We start from the raw sequence: 12840 nt of genomic DNA, 5'->3' as shown, positions 1-12840 counted from the left end.
GGAACCCACAACAGGCTCCGGTGGTTACCATCTCTTCCAGACGATAAATAAATAACGCTGGAAGCCTTGGGGGGATGGTGCTCACCAGAAAGCGGTTTGGCTAAAAACCTCAACCAACTGGCGGCCACACCATCTGCGCAGGCGCTTTAAGGGCGATTAAGCCGCACCTCTAAAAGATGCGGCACCTGCGGTCTTTGACGATGCCCTGCCTGGCTTACGCATTAACAGGGGACCGCAAAGTTCTTGCTCGGTTCTTACAAAAATCGTACGACTACCTGCTTATACCAACGCAGAATGGTCGATAGTCAAGCCCGGGCCCATGGTAGTGGACAGGGTGACTTTCTTAAAGTAGATACCTTTAGAAGAGCTCGGCTTGAGCCTCTTAAGGTCAGCAACCAGCGCTTCCAGGTTACCCAGAACAGCAGATGCTTCAAAATCAGCTTTACCCAACGTTGTGTGGATAATGCCATTTTTGTCGGTACGGAAACGCACCTGGCCTGCCTTAGCATTTTTAACCGCAGTGGCAACGTCAGGTGTAACGGTACCAACTTTCGGGTTAGGCATCAGGCCGCGCGGACCAAGAATCTGACCCAGCTGACCGACAACACGCATAGCATCTGGAGAGGCAATCACGACGTCAAAATCCATCACGCCTTTTTTGACTTGCTCAGCCAAATCTTCCATACCTACGATGTCAGCGCCTGCTTCTTTAGCAGCATCGGCGTTAGCACCCTGGGTGAAGACCGCTACGCGTACGTCTTTGCCAGTACCGTTAGGCATGACAGTAGCGCCACGTACAACTTGGTCAGATTTACGCGGATCAACACCAAGGTTGATCGCCACATCCAAGGACTCTTTGAATTTAACGGTGGACAGCTCAGCGAGCAGCGCAACCGCTTCTTCAAGAGAGTAAGCTTTGTTCGGGTCTACTTTCTCGCGAATAACTTTCGCGCGCTTAGTTAGTTTAGCCATGATCAGAGACCCTCCACGTTTAGGCCCATGCTACGAGCGCTGCCAGCGATGGTGCGCACCGCGGCATCGAGATCAGAAGCCGTCATATCGGGCTCTTTGGTCTTAGCGATCTCTTCGAGCTGTTCACGCGTAACGGTACCAACCTTCTTCTTGTTCGGCTCACCAGAACCAGACTTGATGCCCGCTGCTTTTTTCAGCAGTACGGCAGCAGGCGGCGTCTTGGTGACGAACGTGAAGCTACGGTCAGAGTAAACGGTGATCACGACAGGCGTCGGCAGACCTGGCTCAATTTCTTGAGTAGCCGCGTTGAACGCCTTACAGAATTCCATGATGTTCACGCCGTGCTGACCCAGCGCGGGGCCGACGGGCGGACTAGGATTGGCTTTACCTGCAGCAACCTGCAGTTTGATATAAGCCTGTACTTTCTTGGCCATGCTAAATACTCCAGTTGGGTGATAGCGCCTTACGGCTCCCCGGTACACATAAAGCAGCGCTTAGCTGCTTCACATAATGCAGGGATGGCGTGCAATGCACACCACCCCGCTACTTAATTAAATTTACTCTTTCTCTACCTGAGAGAACTCAAGCTCCACAGGCGTTGCGCGCCCGAAGATCAGCACGCTGACCTGCAAACGGCTCTTATCATAGTTCACTTCTTCAACGACACCGTTAAAGTCAGCAAACGGACCATCAATAACGCGGACCGACTGACCCGGCTCAAACATGGTTTTGGGCCGCGGCTTATCAGTACCGTCTTTCACGCGACGCAAAATAGCATCGGCTTCACGCGAAGTAATAGGTGCAGGCTTCTCTTTCGTGCCACCAATAAACCCCATTACACGCGGAGTTTCATTGACGAGATGCCAGGTTTCATCGGCCATTTCCATCTCGACCAGCACGTAGCCTGGATAGAATTTGCGCTCACTCTTACGGCGCTTTCCGTCACGCACTTCAACGACTTCTTCCGTCGGCACGAGAATTTCGCCAAAGCGATCTTCCATGCCATACATTTTCACGCGCTCGATAAGCGAACGCATGACATGCTTTTCAAAGCCGGAATAAGCGTGGACGACATACCAACGTTTGGACATGAAAGCTCCTAACCAATGACGCCGGACATCGCCCAGCCAAGAAGAGTATCAATCAACCACAGCATCAAACCCACCACCACAACAGCCGCCAGCACAATGGCTGTGGTCTGAATGGTTTCGGGGCGAGTCGGCCATACAACGCGCTGTATCTCTTTCTTGGCGCTGACGGCAAGCTCTACTAAATCGCGACCTTTAGCAGTGGTCAGCGCGATCAAACCCGCAATCACACACAACACCACCACACCTAATACGCGGTAGAGCAGGCCAATATCAGCGAAATAGGTATTACCAACAACTGCAACAACAAGCAGCGCCACAACCGCCGCCCACTTGAGCCCGTCATGGCGCGACTGTTGCACCTCTTCGCCATGTTTTACGGAACTAGGCTTCATAAAAACGAGACTCCCAAGGGTGCAGCGAGCGACAAAGGAATTCTAGAAAAAGACATACCAACCTGGGGAAGGCTGGCAGGCCAGGAGGGAATCGAACCCCCAACCTGCGGTTTTGGAGACCGCTGCTCTGCCAATTGAGCTACTGGCCTGTATCGTCATGTGCGCAAACAAATGCCTACGCAACAGCGGGCGCCATAATAGCGGATAACTTTCCGCCTGACAACCCTCAACACTTATCAAACTGACAAGTGAAAACAAAAAAAGCGAGCCTGGCTCGCTTTTATGCAATATGGAGCTCATGGACGGAATTGAACCGTCGACCTCACCCTTACCAAGGGTGTGCTCTACCCCTGAGCTACATGAGCTAAATACATCAAACTGGAGCGGGCGGCGGGAATCGAACCCGCACCATCAGCTTGGAAGGCTGAGGTTCTACCATTGAACTACGCCCGCCGAACTTGCCTATGGAATGACAACCCGTTGCACGAGATACAGTAGCTAAGCCCGCTTACCGGCCTTTCATTCCCAAGCAATGACTCAGTCACTGCTCGATAAAACTGGTGGAGAGGGAAGGATTCGAACCTTCGAAGCTTTCGCGGCAGATTTACAGTCTGCTCCCTTTGGCCACTCGGGAACCTCTCCAGCTGTGGCGGCACATTATGCCAGCCTCCAAAGCCATGTCAAGCTTACAAACTCTTTATTTATCAAAGCTTGTGAACTTACCAACACTTGCGCACTAATATTTAAAGTGGCTTATGCCTTGGAACGCGCTGCATTCTGTCAAAGCAGCATTGAGAATGCAAGACCTGCGCGAATTTTTTCTAACGAAACAGGCTCAGGCACCCCTGGTGCGCCTGACATTTTTCCAGCACGCTCCGCAAAGGTCAGCGGAAAGCAGGCTTCCAGCCCCCCGTAGACCATATCCGGCCATACCGCATGGGGCACTTGAACACCACGGGAAACCACTCTGGCATCACCACCCGTCAATAGCACTGGCAATGCAATCCCCTGCTGATCGCAGACTTCACTGTAAATTCTATTAATCGCACTGACCGCCGCCATATAGATACCGTGATTGACAGCATCTACCGTGCGCCTCCCCGGCTCCAATAACGCATCAGCTTCACTTTCTGGATCAATGGCTACGTTGCGGGTGCCTAATTTAAGGCTCTCTTTCATTAATCGTAACCCGGGGACGATAAATCCGCCGAGATGGACACCACCCGGCAATACAAAATCAATGGTGATCGCACTACCACAATCGACTGCACAGCAACCGCCCGCCAATTGGTAGCCTGCCAGCGCCCCCATCCAACGATCGACGCCCAGTCGCCCAGGCTCTTCATACCCGTTGACAACACCCAGTGCTTCAGGAGTTGAGCGTGCAACATACACTTGGCGCACCTGGCGACGCAGCAAGGCAACGGTCTCCTCCAGCACGGCAGCTCTAGCGACACTGGAAATGCGCACCGCCTCGACGACATCAAGATTCGGAATATCTGACCCAGGCCGCCACTCCTCCCGTGTCCACACAGCACCTCGTGAACGTATTTCACTACTTTCGGCATCTTTTAAACGCCATTTCGATAGCGTATTGCCGATATCCAAATCCAAAATCATAGGCGCCTGCGTACACTGATCTCACCGCCCGACAGGCGTCGCGAGTGATCATTTTCGGTAACCCAAAGATTACCACTCTCATCTACCTCTCTAGCCACTGCATCGCTTGAGCGCTCACCCTGAATAATACGGATCGGCAACCCTGCATAGGCATGGCGACTATTCCATTCATCTCGCCAAGGGGCAAACCCTTCGCTTTCGAAACCTGCCAGCATATCCAATAGCTCAGACACCATATCCGCGGCTAACTGATTGCGCGAAATACCCGCTTTTGCATCAAACAGCGCTGCCACAGGCTGATCAATAGCGGCACGCAAGCTATCGGGTAGCGATAGATTCATACCAATGCCAATGACCACTTCACAGGGGCCCGCTGCATCCCCAGTGACTTCAATCAAAATACCGGCCAGCTTGCCAAGCTCACTACCTTTCTCTGCCAGCAGTATATCGTTAGGCCATTTTAATTTTGGTGAAACCCCATACTGCTCCAGCACTTGAGCAACCACCACGCCAACCGCAAGACTCAACCCCTCCAGCGCATTAACTCCTGATTCAAAACGCCAGCCAAGCGAGAGCATCAAGCTTTGCCCCCAAGGCGTAGACCATACGCGCCCGCGACGGCCACGACCTGCGGTTTGTAGCTCAGCGAAGCATACCTCACCGTGCCCGGCCCCCTGCGCAAAGCGTTCGCGCACATATTCATTGCTCGATGGCAACTGGTCTTCAATGAATAGCCTGGTTAAGAGGTGGCGAGCACTAGCGGGCAAACGCTCTACAATTTTTGCCCCATCAAGCGGCTCTAGCGGATAGGCAAGTCGATACCCTCGACCTTTCACAGCCACCAATTCAACGCCCAGTGCGTCTAATTTTTTTAGTTGTTTCCATACGGCGGCTCGAGAAACGCCCAGCGCTTCACCTAATTGTTCACCGGAATGAACCTCGCCATCGCTCAACAAACGCATCAGGTTACCGATGGTCATGTGCTTGCCCCAACTGGGAAAACGCCTATCTTAACGGAAGCACCGCTGGAGCGAAAACTGCCATGTTTAGGTTATTGACTTGCACCTTTATTTAAGACAGCACTGGTAGTGGACCGCGCCCAGACCCTATAATGCCGCCCTATTTTTCTAGCAGGATCGCGTCGTGATCGAGAATCTTCGCAACATTGCCATCATCGCCCACGTTGACCACGGTAAAACTACCTTGGTAGACAAGCTGTTAAGCCAGTCCGGAACGCTCGACCGCAAGGCCGAAGGCCAAGAGCGCATCATGGACTCCAATGACCAGGAAAAAGAGCGCGGTATTACCATCCTGGCCAAAAACACTGCTATTCAGTGGCAAGATGGCAATGGTAAGGATTACCACATCAACATCGTGGACACCCCTGGACACGCCGACTTTGGTGGCGAAGTTGAGCGGGTTATGTCCATGGTGGACTCGGTACTGCTTCTGGTAGACGCCGTTGACGGCCCTATGCCGCAGACTCGCTTCGTTACCCAGAAAGCATTTGCCCAGGGCCTGAAGCCGATCGTCGTCGTCAATAAAATTGACCGCCCCGGCGCACGCCCGGATTGGGTTATCGACCAGATCTTTGATCTGTTTGACAACCTAGGGGCTTCTGATGACCAGCTCGACTTCCCGATTATCTACTGCTCGGCGCTAAACGGCATTGCTGGCATGGACCCTGAAGAGCTGGCCGACAACATGGACCCCATGTTCCAGGCGATTGTCGATATCGTTGAGCCGCCCGCGGTTGAGATCGATGGTCCATTCCAGATGCAAATCTCCGCACTGGATTACAACAGCTACGTCGGCGTTATCGGCCTTGGCCGCATCAAGCGTGGCTCGGTGAAGCCTAACCAGCAAATTTCGATCATCAGCGTTGATGGCTCTACCCGTAAGGGTAAGATCGGCCAGGTCATGACTCATATGGGTCTTGAGCGCGTCCAGACAACGGAAGCGACAGCAGGCGATATCGTCTGCGTTACTGGCATTGAAGATCTATCAATTTCTGACACGCTGTGTGACCCGAGTGCCATTGAAGCGCTGCCGCCGTTGTCTGTTGACGAGCCGACCGTTTCGATGACGTTCCAGGTCAATGACTCACCGTTCGCCGGAAAAGAAGGCAAGTTCGTCACCAGCCGTAATATTAAAGATCGTCTGGAACAAGAGCTTATCCACAACGTGGCGCTACGCGTTGAACAGGGCGAAACCCCTGAGAAGTTCAAAGTTTCTGGCCGTGGTGAGCTTCACTTATCAGTGTTGATTGAAACCATGCGTCGCGAAGGCTTCGAGCTGGCGGTTGGCCGCCCAGAAGTCATCATTAAAGAGATCGACGGCGTTAAGCAAGAGCCCTACGAAGAAGTCATCATCGACTGTGAAGAGCAGCATCAAGGCTCGATCATGGAAGAGCTTGGCTACCGCAAGGGTGAAATGACCAATATGAACCCCGATGGTAAGGGTCGTGTGCGTCTCGACTTCATCATCCCGGCGCGCGGTTTGATTGGTTTCCGTGGTCAATTCTTAACCTTGACCTCCGGCACCGGCATCCTGACCAGCCGCTTTGATCACTACGGCCCGCTAAAGCCCGATGCTTCCATCGAGCGTCGCAATGGCGTACTGGTCTCAATGGTTGGCGGCAAAGCCCTTGCTTATGCACTCTACGCCCTGCAAGAGCGCGGCAAGCTGATTATCGATCACGCCACTGAAGTATACGAAGGTATGCTGATTGGTATTAATAATCGTGCCAATGACATGGTCGTTAACCCGACCAAAGGTAAGAAACTCGATAACATGCGCTCAACGGGTAACGATGAAAACATCGTGTTGACGCCGCCGATCAAGTTTACTCTTGAACAGGCTATCGAGTTCTTGGATTCCGATGAACTGGTTGAAGTGACTCCCAGCCATATTCGTCTACGCAAGAAGCACCTGACAGAAAACGAGCGTAAGCGTGCTGGCAAGAAGTAAGCTCTCGCCAGTCAATGCTCGATAGTCAGTACCCCAAAGCCCGCCATGTGCGGGCTTCTTTTTTAGCTTCAGTTAACGATCACCCCTCGCTCATTTCCCGTCTCCGTATTACCCCACACGCCCCGCCCCCTGCGCCAAGTGGCTTCGTAAACGCAGCCTTAACGCTAGCAGGCTGGTAAGCGTAGGCGTTCTATCGCACAGTAACGCTACTATCAGTGCGTCCCTAGGCCGCTGGCAATCTACAATTCATACAAGTGTTTGGATAGTTACCCTCATCCTTCCACTACCACACGGACACTCCTCCACATGAGCGGTCATAACGTCTGGACTCACAAAGGCACGTTTTTGCTGGCAGCGGTCGGTTCAGCCGTCGGCTTGGGCAATCTCTGGCGCTTCCCCTATCTCACCGGGGAAAATGGTGGCGGCGCGTTTATTTTAATTTATGCACTGACCATCTTTGCTGTCGGCATCCCCATTTTAATTGCCGAAACAATGCTTGGCCGTACCAGTCGTCAAAGCCCTATTATGGGGATGCGCCATTTAACTAAAACACACAAGACCTCCCGTGCCTGGGAATCGATTGGCTGGTTGGGCGCTGCTTCCGCTTTTTTAATTTTGAGCTTTTATTCCGTCATCGCTGGCTGGGCACTGCACTACACGTGGCTAATGCTAACCGGCTCACTCGTGGGTGCCGATGCAGCAACGATTAGTGCTGGCTTTGATGCGTTGCTGGCGTCTCCGGGTCTGATGACGCTTTATCACACGCTGTTTATCGCCTTCTCGGCATTAATTGTCGGTATGGGGATTCATAAAGGGATAGAGTCAGGGCTGCGCATCATGATGCCAGCGCTGTTTGTTATTCTCATCGTGGTGCTTATCTACGGCGTCATCAATGGCGACGTGAGAGCGGCAGCCAGCTTTCTGTTTACGTTCAATATTGCCGATCTCAGCTTAGAAGGCTGGTTACAAGCGATGGGGCAATCCTTCTTCACCCTGAGCCTTGGAATGGGGGCCATCATGGCCTACGGCGCTTATATGTCCAGCGAAGCCTCTCTAACCCGTACCGCTATCGCCGTGGCATTTGTAGATACTGCAGTTGCCATGGTGGCAGGGCTAGCAATTTTCTCGCTGGTATTTGGTGCGGGACTCGAAACAGGCCAAGGCCCGGGACTGATGTTTGTTACTCTGCCGCTAGCGTTTGCTGACATGCCGTTTGGTGCTCTGGTGGGCGGGGTCTTTTTTATTCTGGTGCTAGGGGCCGCGATTAGCTCGTCTATTTCATTGATAGAGCCGGTCGCTGCCTTCCTGGTTGAGCGTTTTGATATGACGCGCCCTCAGGCAGTCACCATCATGGTCGTCGCGGCTTGGGCGATGGGCTTACTGACAGTGGTGAGCTTCAACATATGGGCCGAAGGTACGCTTTTCCACGCTCTATTTGGACGCAGCGCTTTTGAATTCATTGAGCTGTTGACCAATATCTTTATGCCGCTGGGCGGGCTAATGATCGCTCTATTCGCGGGCTGGGCACTGACTCAAAACGAAGTCATGAAAGAGCTTGGCACCAACATCACTTGGTTTAAAACGTGGCGCTTCCTGGTGCGCTTTGTTGGCCCTGCTGCGGTGTCGTTTGTATTTTTACGCACTATTCCACAGGTGGAAGGCTACGTTGTCCCAACCCTCGGCGCACTGCTCATTGTGGGTATATTTGCCTTGAGTCAGCGACTGCGTAAGTCTGCTTAATATAATTCTAATAACGCGGGTGGACAAAGGTCGCCTGCGGCGCGAGGACACGATGACTCCCCTTATTGAGGTACAACACGTCAACAAAGCCTTCGGCGGGCTGCACGTTATCAATGACTGCTCAATCCGGGTTGAAAAGGGTTCGATTACCGGCATGATCGGCCCCAATGGGGCAGGTAAGTCGACGCTTTTCAATTTAATTGCGGGCGCACTTACGCCAGATAGTGGCCGCATTCTATTGGACGGTGAAGACATTACGTCGCTAAGCGCTGATCAACGTTTCCACAAAGGGTTACTGCGCACCTTCCAAATCGCCCATGAGTTCAGCCAAATGAGCGCGCTGGAAAACTTGATGATGGTGCCACCCAACCAAGCAGGGGAACGTCTATTCAACACCTGGTTCAAGCCTGCTCTGGTCCGCAGCCAGGAGGCAGAGGTACGCCGCCGCGCACTGGAAGTCATTGAGTTTGTCGGTTTGCATCATGTACGCAACGAGCTTGCGGGCAACTTATCGGGTGGTCAGAAAAAACTGCTAGAGCTTGGCCGCACGATGATGACCGATGCCAAAGTCGTGCTGTTAGACGAAATTGCCGCCGGTGTAAACCGCACGCTACTCGGCGACTTAATGGGCAACATCGAACGTTTAAATCGCGAAATGGGCTATACCTTTCTGGTGATTGAGCACGATATGGATATGATTTCGCGGCTCTGCGATCCAGTGATTGTACTGGCACAAGGCAGCGTTATGGTTGAGGGTTCAATTGAAGAAATACAAAACAATCCGGCCGTTATAGAAGCCTATTTCGGTACTGATGCCGCTTGATAGCGCTGAGTTTGTCACCTAAACAATAGCCACAACAACATGGTCGCCATTGTTCACCGCAGTGCGGCCCAGCTGAGACGCGTTTATGTCATCCACACCGTCATCCCCACAGCCACTGCTCGAGGCACGCGATGTGCACGGCGGCTATGGCAGTATGAATATCCTTAACGGGGTCAATATGACCCTGTATGCCGATGAAGTCGGTGTCATTGTTGGCCCTAACGGGGCTGGCAAATCCACTATGCTAAAAGCAGTATTTGGGCTGTTGAACGTTAATCAAGGCGAGATTTTGCTTAACGGTCAGCCGATCCATAACCTGCCGCCGAATCAGTTGGTTGAGCGTGGTATGGGGTTTGTTCCTCAGGAGAAAAACGTTTTCCCCAGCCTGACGGTGAAAGAAAACCTGGAAATGGGCGCCTATCTAAAACCGCAAAACGTAAAGCGCATGCTGGAGCAAGTTTACGACTTCTTCCCCCCTCTCGTTGAGAAGCGCCACCAGCCTGCAGGAGAGCTTTCCGGTGGCCAGCGCCAAATGGTCGCCATGGGCCGTGCGCTAATGGCTGAACCTAGTCTGCTGCTGCTGGATGAGCCAACCGCTGGCTTGTCGCCCCTTTACATGAATGAAATTTTTGATCGGGTTAAAAAAATCAACGCTGCCGGTGTGGGCATTTTGATGGTGGAACAGAATGCTAAACAGGCCTTAGCCATTGCCGATAAAGGCTTTGTGCTGGCGGCGGGACAAAACCGCTTTACAGACACGGGGGCTGCGTTACTGGCTGACCCTGACGTCGCCAAAAGCTTTTTGGGCGGCTAGCCCGGGGGAGAAACGCGTGAACGAACTGGTCTTTTTTATCAATAACGTAGTGATTGCAGGTAGCGTCACTGGCTCTATTTATGCCATTGGCGCCATTGGCGTCACGCTCATTTTTAGCATTATGCGCTTTGCCCACTTTGCCCATGCCGACATCATGACGTTTGGTGCCTTCATGGTGCTGCTCCTGACGACCGCCTTCCCAGCGGTGGGTGCCAGTATTGGGGTGCCGACGGCGCTCATCATGCTGCCGCTAGCGATGCTGCTTACTGCAGCGCTGGCAGTAAGCATTGATAAAGCGTTTTATAAGCCGCTACGCGCCCATGGCGTCAAGCCTATCGTGATGGTGATTGGCTCGCTGGGCGTGACACTTATGCTCCAAGGGCTTATCCGGCTATTTTCCGGTACCGGCGGTCAGAGCTTGTACGTCGATGACCGCAAGGAAATTTTCCGCATCGCGCTACCTTTCGAGGGAGTTAGAGCCCCCATCGTGATTACCGAACCACAGATTTATCTGTTTGTGATTACGCTAGTGGCCGTGGTCGCCCTACACCTATTCCTCAATCGCTCGCGACTTGGCAAAGCCATGCGCGCCATGTCAGACAACCCCGAGCTTGCCCAGGCATCTGGCATTAATACCAACACTATCGTGGCCGTCACGTGGGTGATTGCAGGCGCACTGGCGGCAATTGCGGGCACCCTGCTGTCATTAGACGTCACGTTTAAACCCGACCTAAGCTTCTTCCTGCTACTGCCTATTTTCGCGGCGGCCATTGTCGGAGGCGTAGGCCACCCCTACGGGGCCATTGCAGGAGGATTTGTCGTCGGCTTTGCAGAAACCCTGGCAGTATTTAATTGGAATGTTCTCCTGCGCCCTTTCCGCGACAGTCTACCTACCTGGCTAGAGCTCCCCTCCAACCTCGCCTTTGTAGGCACTGAGTACAAAATTGTGGTGCCGTTCTTTATTTTGGTGGCCATCTTAGTGTGGCGTCCTACCGGCCTGTTTAAAGGCAAGGTGATCTAATGAGCCATTCCACAAAAAACCGTAATCCTGCTTACACGCCCAAAGATGCCACTCCTGAACGGCGCTTTCCGTTGCGCGAACTGGTGCTGTTTGGCGCTCTATTAGCTGCCGTGCTAGCGGTCTACGCGATAATGGGAGCGGCCTACAGCACGCGTATGCTGGTAGAGGCTGCTTGTTACGCCATTCTTGCCCTGGGTCTAACGATTCAATGGGGCTATGCCGGGCAGTTTAATGCTGGTGTCATGGGCTTCGTCGCGCTCGGCGGTTTCTGCGCCATGCTGTTTAGCGTCCCGGTGAATGACGCATTCTGGGGTACTGAACTGCCGGGAGAACTCGGCCAAGTTCTGCTGTATGGCATTGCGGCAACCTTGGTTGTCGTCGGAGTGACGAAGCTTGACCGATTCGGCGTGCCGAAAAAGCTACGCACCGTGCTCGCCATCGTGATCGGAATCGTACTCTATTTGATTGTCATCAGCCTGCTGCGCGAAGTGACCAGCCAAATACAGTCTCAAGCGGGCTTTATTGGCGGATTTGGCTTACCTGCCTGGGTAGGCTGGATTGTAGGTGGCGCGCTGGCTGGCGGCGTTGGTTACTTTATTGGCCACGTTTGCCTTGGCCTACGCAGTGACTACCTCGCCATTGCCACCCTGGGTATCGCGGAAATCATCAAAGCTTTTTTGAAAAATTCCGACTGGCTGACGCGTGGCACGGCCACGGTATCACCTCTTCCTTGGCCGACCCCCGGCCCGGCGGAACTCGGCTTTACGCTTTCCCGAGCGATTTATCTCTCAGTGACAGCTGTCGTGATCGCAGTGATTTTCTTTTTACTCCATAGGGCTTACCACGCCCCCTGGGGAAGAATGATTCGTGCGATTCGCGATAACGAAGTCTCGTCAGCGGCCATGGGTAAAGATATCAATAAGCGGCGCTTGGAGATTTTCGTATTAGGCTGCATTTTGATGGGCCTTGGCGGCGGCATGCTGGGCACCTTTAACAGCCTGTTTGATCCTCAGGGCTACTTGCCTCTCAACCACACCTTCCTGGTGCTGGTCATGGTTATTTTAGGTGGCCCAGGTAATAACCTTGGCACCATTTTTGGGGCGGTCGCGGTTTATATCATTTGGATTATGTCAGAGCCGTTGGCGCTATTCTTAATGCAACTAGCGGTCACACTGGGGGAAAACGCCTTCGGCTGGGAGGCGCCTAGCAATATGGATAGCCGGGCACTGCAAGCGCGGGTTCTAGTAATCGGTATGTTGATTACCCTGGTACTACGCTTTGCTCCGAAAGGTCTGTTGCCAGAGAAAATTAAAACCCTCGGTTAACGTCCTCACAGTGCTAAAAGCTCACCGTGTTAAAAACTTACAGCGTTAAAAACTTACAGTGCTAAAAAAACG

Annotated in this window: 12 protein-coding genes and 4 tRNA genes; 6 read left to right on the top strand and 10 right to left on the bottom strand. The window is 52.9% G+C overall.

The annotated features are described in order from the left end of the window. Nucleotides 1-279 precede the first annotated feature (279 nt). From rplA to NDQ72_00805, 10 genes are all read right to left on the bottom strand, one after another. The gene (rplA, locus tag NDQ72_00850; protein WKD28524.1) at nucleotides 280-972 is read right to left on the bottom strand and encodes a 50S ribosomal protein L1; all 693 of its coding nucleotides are present in this window, start codon (nucleotides 970-972) and stop codon (nucleotides 280-282) included. Between the two features lie 2 nt (nucleotides 973-974). Then, a complete protein-coding gene (gene rplK, locus NDQ72_00845) occupies nucleotides 975-1406 on the bottom strand; it encodes a 50S ribosomal protein L11 (protein WKD28523.1) in 432 nt (143 codons plus the stop codon). Nucleotides 1407-1529: 123 nt separating this feature from the next. Beyond that, complete coding sequence (nusG, locus tag NDQ72_00840) at nucleotides 1530-2063, bottom strand: transcription termination/antitermination protein NusG (protein ID WKD28522.1); 534 nt, start codon at nucleotides 2061-2063, stop codon at nucleotides 1530-1532. An 8-nt stretch (nucleotides 2064-2071) separates the two neighbouring features. Beyond that, nucleotides 2072-2455 (bottom strand): preprotein translocase subunit SecE, encoded by a 384-nt coding sequence (secE, locus tag NDQ72_00835; protein ID WKD28521.1) that lies wholly within the window; start codon nucleotides 2453-2455, stop codon nucleotides 2072-2074. A gap of 73 nt (nucleotides 2456-2528) precedes the next feature. Next, nucleotides 2529-2604: transfer RNA gene (locus tag NDQ72_00830), tRNA-Trp, on the bottom strand. A gap of 141 nt (nucleotides 2605-2745) precedes the next feature. Next, nucleotides 2746-2820: transfer RNA gene (locus tag NDQ72_00825), tRNA-Thr, on the bottom strand. 14 nt (nucleotides 2821-2834) lie between these two features. Continuing rightward, nucleotides 2835-2908, bottom strand: a tRNA-Gly gene (locus tag NDQ72_00820). Between the two features lie 105 nt (nucleotides 2909-3013). Continuing rightward, a tRNA-Tyr gene (locus NDQ72_00815) sits at nucleotides 3014-3097 on the bottom strand. Between the two features lie 138 nt (nucleotides 3098-3235). Continuing rightward, nucleotides 3236-4075, bottom strand: coding sequence for a type III pantothenate kinase (locus NDQ72_00810; protein ID WKD28520.1), 840 nt, complete (start codon nucleotides 4073-4075; stop codon nucleotides 3236-3238). Continuing rightward, nucleotides 4072-5055, bottom strand: a complete 984-nt coding sequence (locus NDQ72_00805; GenBank protein WKD28519.1) for a biotin--[acetyl-CoA-carboxylase] ligase — start codon at nucleotides 5053-5055, stop codon at nucleotides 4072-4074. Before NDQ72_00805 ends, NDQ72_00810 begins: the two co-directional genes overlap by 4 nt. A 163-nt stretch (nucleotides 5056-5218) precedes the next feature. Here NDQ72_00805 and typA point away from each other — a divergent pair, with 163 nt between their 5' ends. The 6 genes from typA to NDQ72_00775 all read left to right on the top strand — a co-directional run bounded on the left by typA (nucleotide 5219) and on the right by NDQ72_00775 (nucleotide 12768). Further along, the gene (gene typA / locus NDQ72_00800) at nucleotides 5219-7045 is read left to right on the top strand and encodes a translational GTPase TypA (GenBank protein ID WKD28518.1); all 1827 of its coding nucleotides are present in this window, start codon (nucleotides 5219-5221) and stop codon (nucleotides 7043-7045) included. 306 nt (nucleotides 7046-7351) lie between these two features. Beyond that, nucleotides 7352-8785 carry a sodium-dependent transporter gene (locus NDQ72_00795; protein WKD28517.1) on the top strand — a complete coding sequence of 478 codons (1434 nt, stop codon included), beginning with the start codon at nucleotides 7352-7354 and terminating at the stop codon, nucleotides 8783-8785. 52 nt (nucleotides 8786-8837) lie between these two features. Further along, nucleotides 8838-9608, top strand: coding sequence for an ABC transporter ATP-binding protein (locus NDQ72_00790; GenBank protein ID WKD28516.1), 771 nt, complete (start codon nucleotides 8838-8840; stop codon nucleotides 9606-9608). 85 nt (nucleotides 9609-9693) lie between these two features. Continuing rightward, nucleotides 9694-10422, top strand: coding sequence for an ABC transporter ATP-binding protein (locus NDQ72_00785; protein WKD28515.1), 729 nt, complete (start codon nucleotides 9694-9696; stop codon nucleotides 10420-10422). A 16-nt stretch (nucleotides 10423-10438) separates the two neighbouring features. Further along, complete coding sequence (locus tag NDQ72_00780) at nucleotides 10439-11443, top strand: branched-chain amino acid ABC transporter permease (protein ID WKD28514.1); 1005 nt, start codon at nucleotides 10439-10441, stop codon at nucleotides 11441-11443. Beyond that, nucleotides 11443-12768, top strand: coding sequence for a branched-chain amino acid ABC transporter permease (locus NDQ72_00775; GenBank protein ID WKD28513.1), 1326 nt, complete (start codon nucleotides 11443-11445; stop codon nucleotides 12766-12768). Before NDQ72_00780 ends, NDQ72_00775 begins: the two co-directional genes overlap by 1 nt. Nucleotides 12769-12840: the final 72 nt, after the last annotated feature.

The sequence above is a fragment of the Halomonas sp. KG2 genome, from assembly GCA_030440445.1.
Taxonomy (GTDB): domain Bacteria; phylum Pseudomonadota; class Gammaproteobacteria; order Pseudomonadales; family Halomonadaceae; genus Vreelandella.
Note: the sequence above shows the minus strand (reverse complement) of the source record. Positions and strands in the feature narration are given on the sequence as shown.

What these genes read in the sequence shown, in the direction of transcription:
- NDQ72_00775 (WKD28513.1), top strand. Translation starts at nt 11,443, where the DNA reads ATGAGCCATTCCACAAAAAACCGTAATCCTGCTTACACGCCCAAAGAT.
- NDQ72_00785 (WKD28515.1), top strand. Translation starts at nt 9,694, where the DNA reads ATGTCATCCACACCGTCATCCCCACAGCCACTGCTCGAGGCACGCGAT.
- nusG (WKD28522.1), bottom strand. Translation starts at nt 2,063, where the DNA reads ATGTCCAAACGTTGGTATGTCGTCCACGCTTATTCCGGCTTTGAAAAG.
- NDQ72_00790 (WKD28516.1), top strand. Translation starts at nt 8,838, where the DNA reads ATGACTCCCCTTATTGAGGTACAACACGTCAACAAAGCCTTCGGCGGG.
- NDQ72_00795 (WKD28517.1), top strand. Translation starts at nt 7,352, where the DNA reads ATGAGCGGTCATAACGTCTGGACTCACAAAGGCACGTTTTTGCTGGCA.
- NDQ72_00810 (WKD28520.1), bottom strand. Translation starts at nt 4,075, where the DNA reads ATGATTTTGGATTTGGATATCGGCAATACGCTATCGAAATGGCGTTTA.
- NDQ72_00805 (WKD28519.1), bottom strand. Translation starts at nt 5,055, where the DNA reads ATGACCATCGGTAACCTGATGCGTTTGTTGAGCGATGGCGAGGTTCAT.
- rplK (WKD28523.1), bottom strand. Translation starts at nt 1,406, where the DNA reads ATGGCCAAGAAAGTACAGGCTTATATCAAACTGCAGGTTGCTGCAGGT.
- rplA (WKD28524.1), bottom strand. Translation starts at nt 972, where the DNA reads ATGGCTAAACTAACTAAGCGCGCGAAAGTTATTCGCGAGAAAGTAGAC.
- secE (WKD28521.1), bottom strand. Translation starts at nt 2,455, where the DNA reads ATGAAGCCTAGTTCCGTAAAACATGGCGAAGAGGTGCAACAGTCGCGC.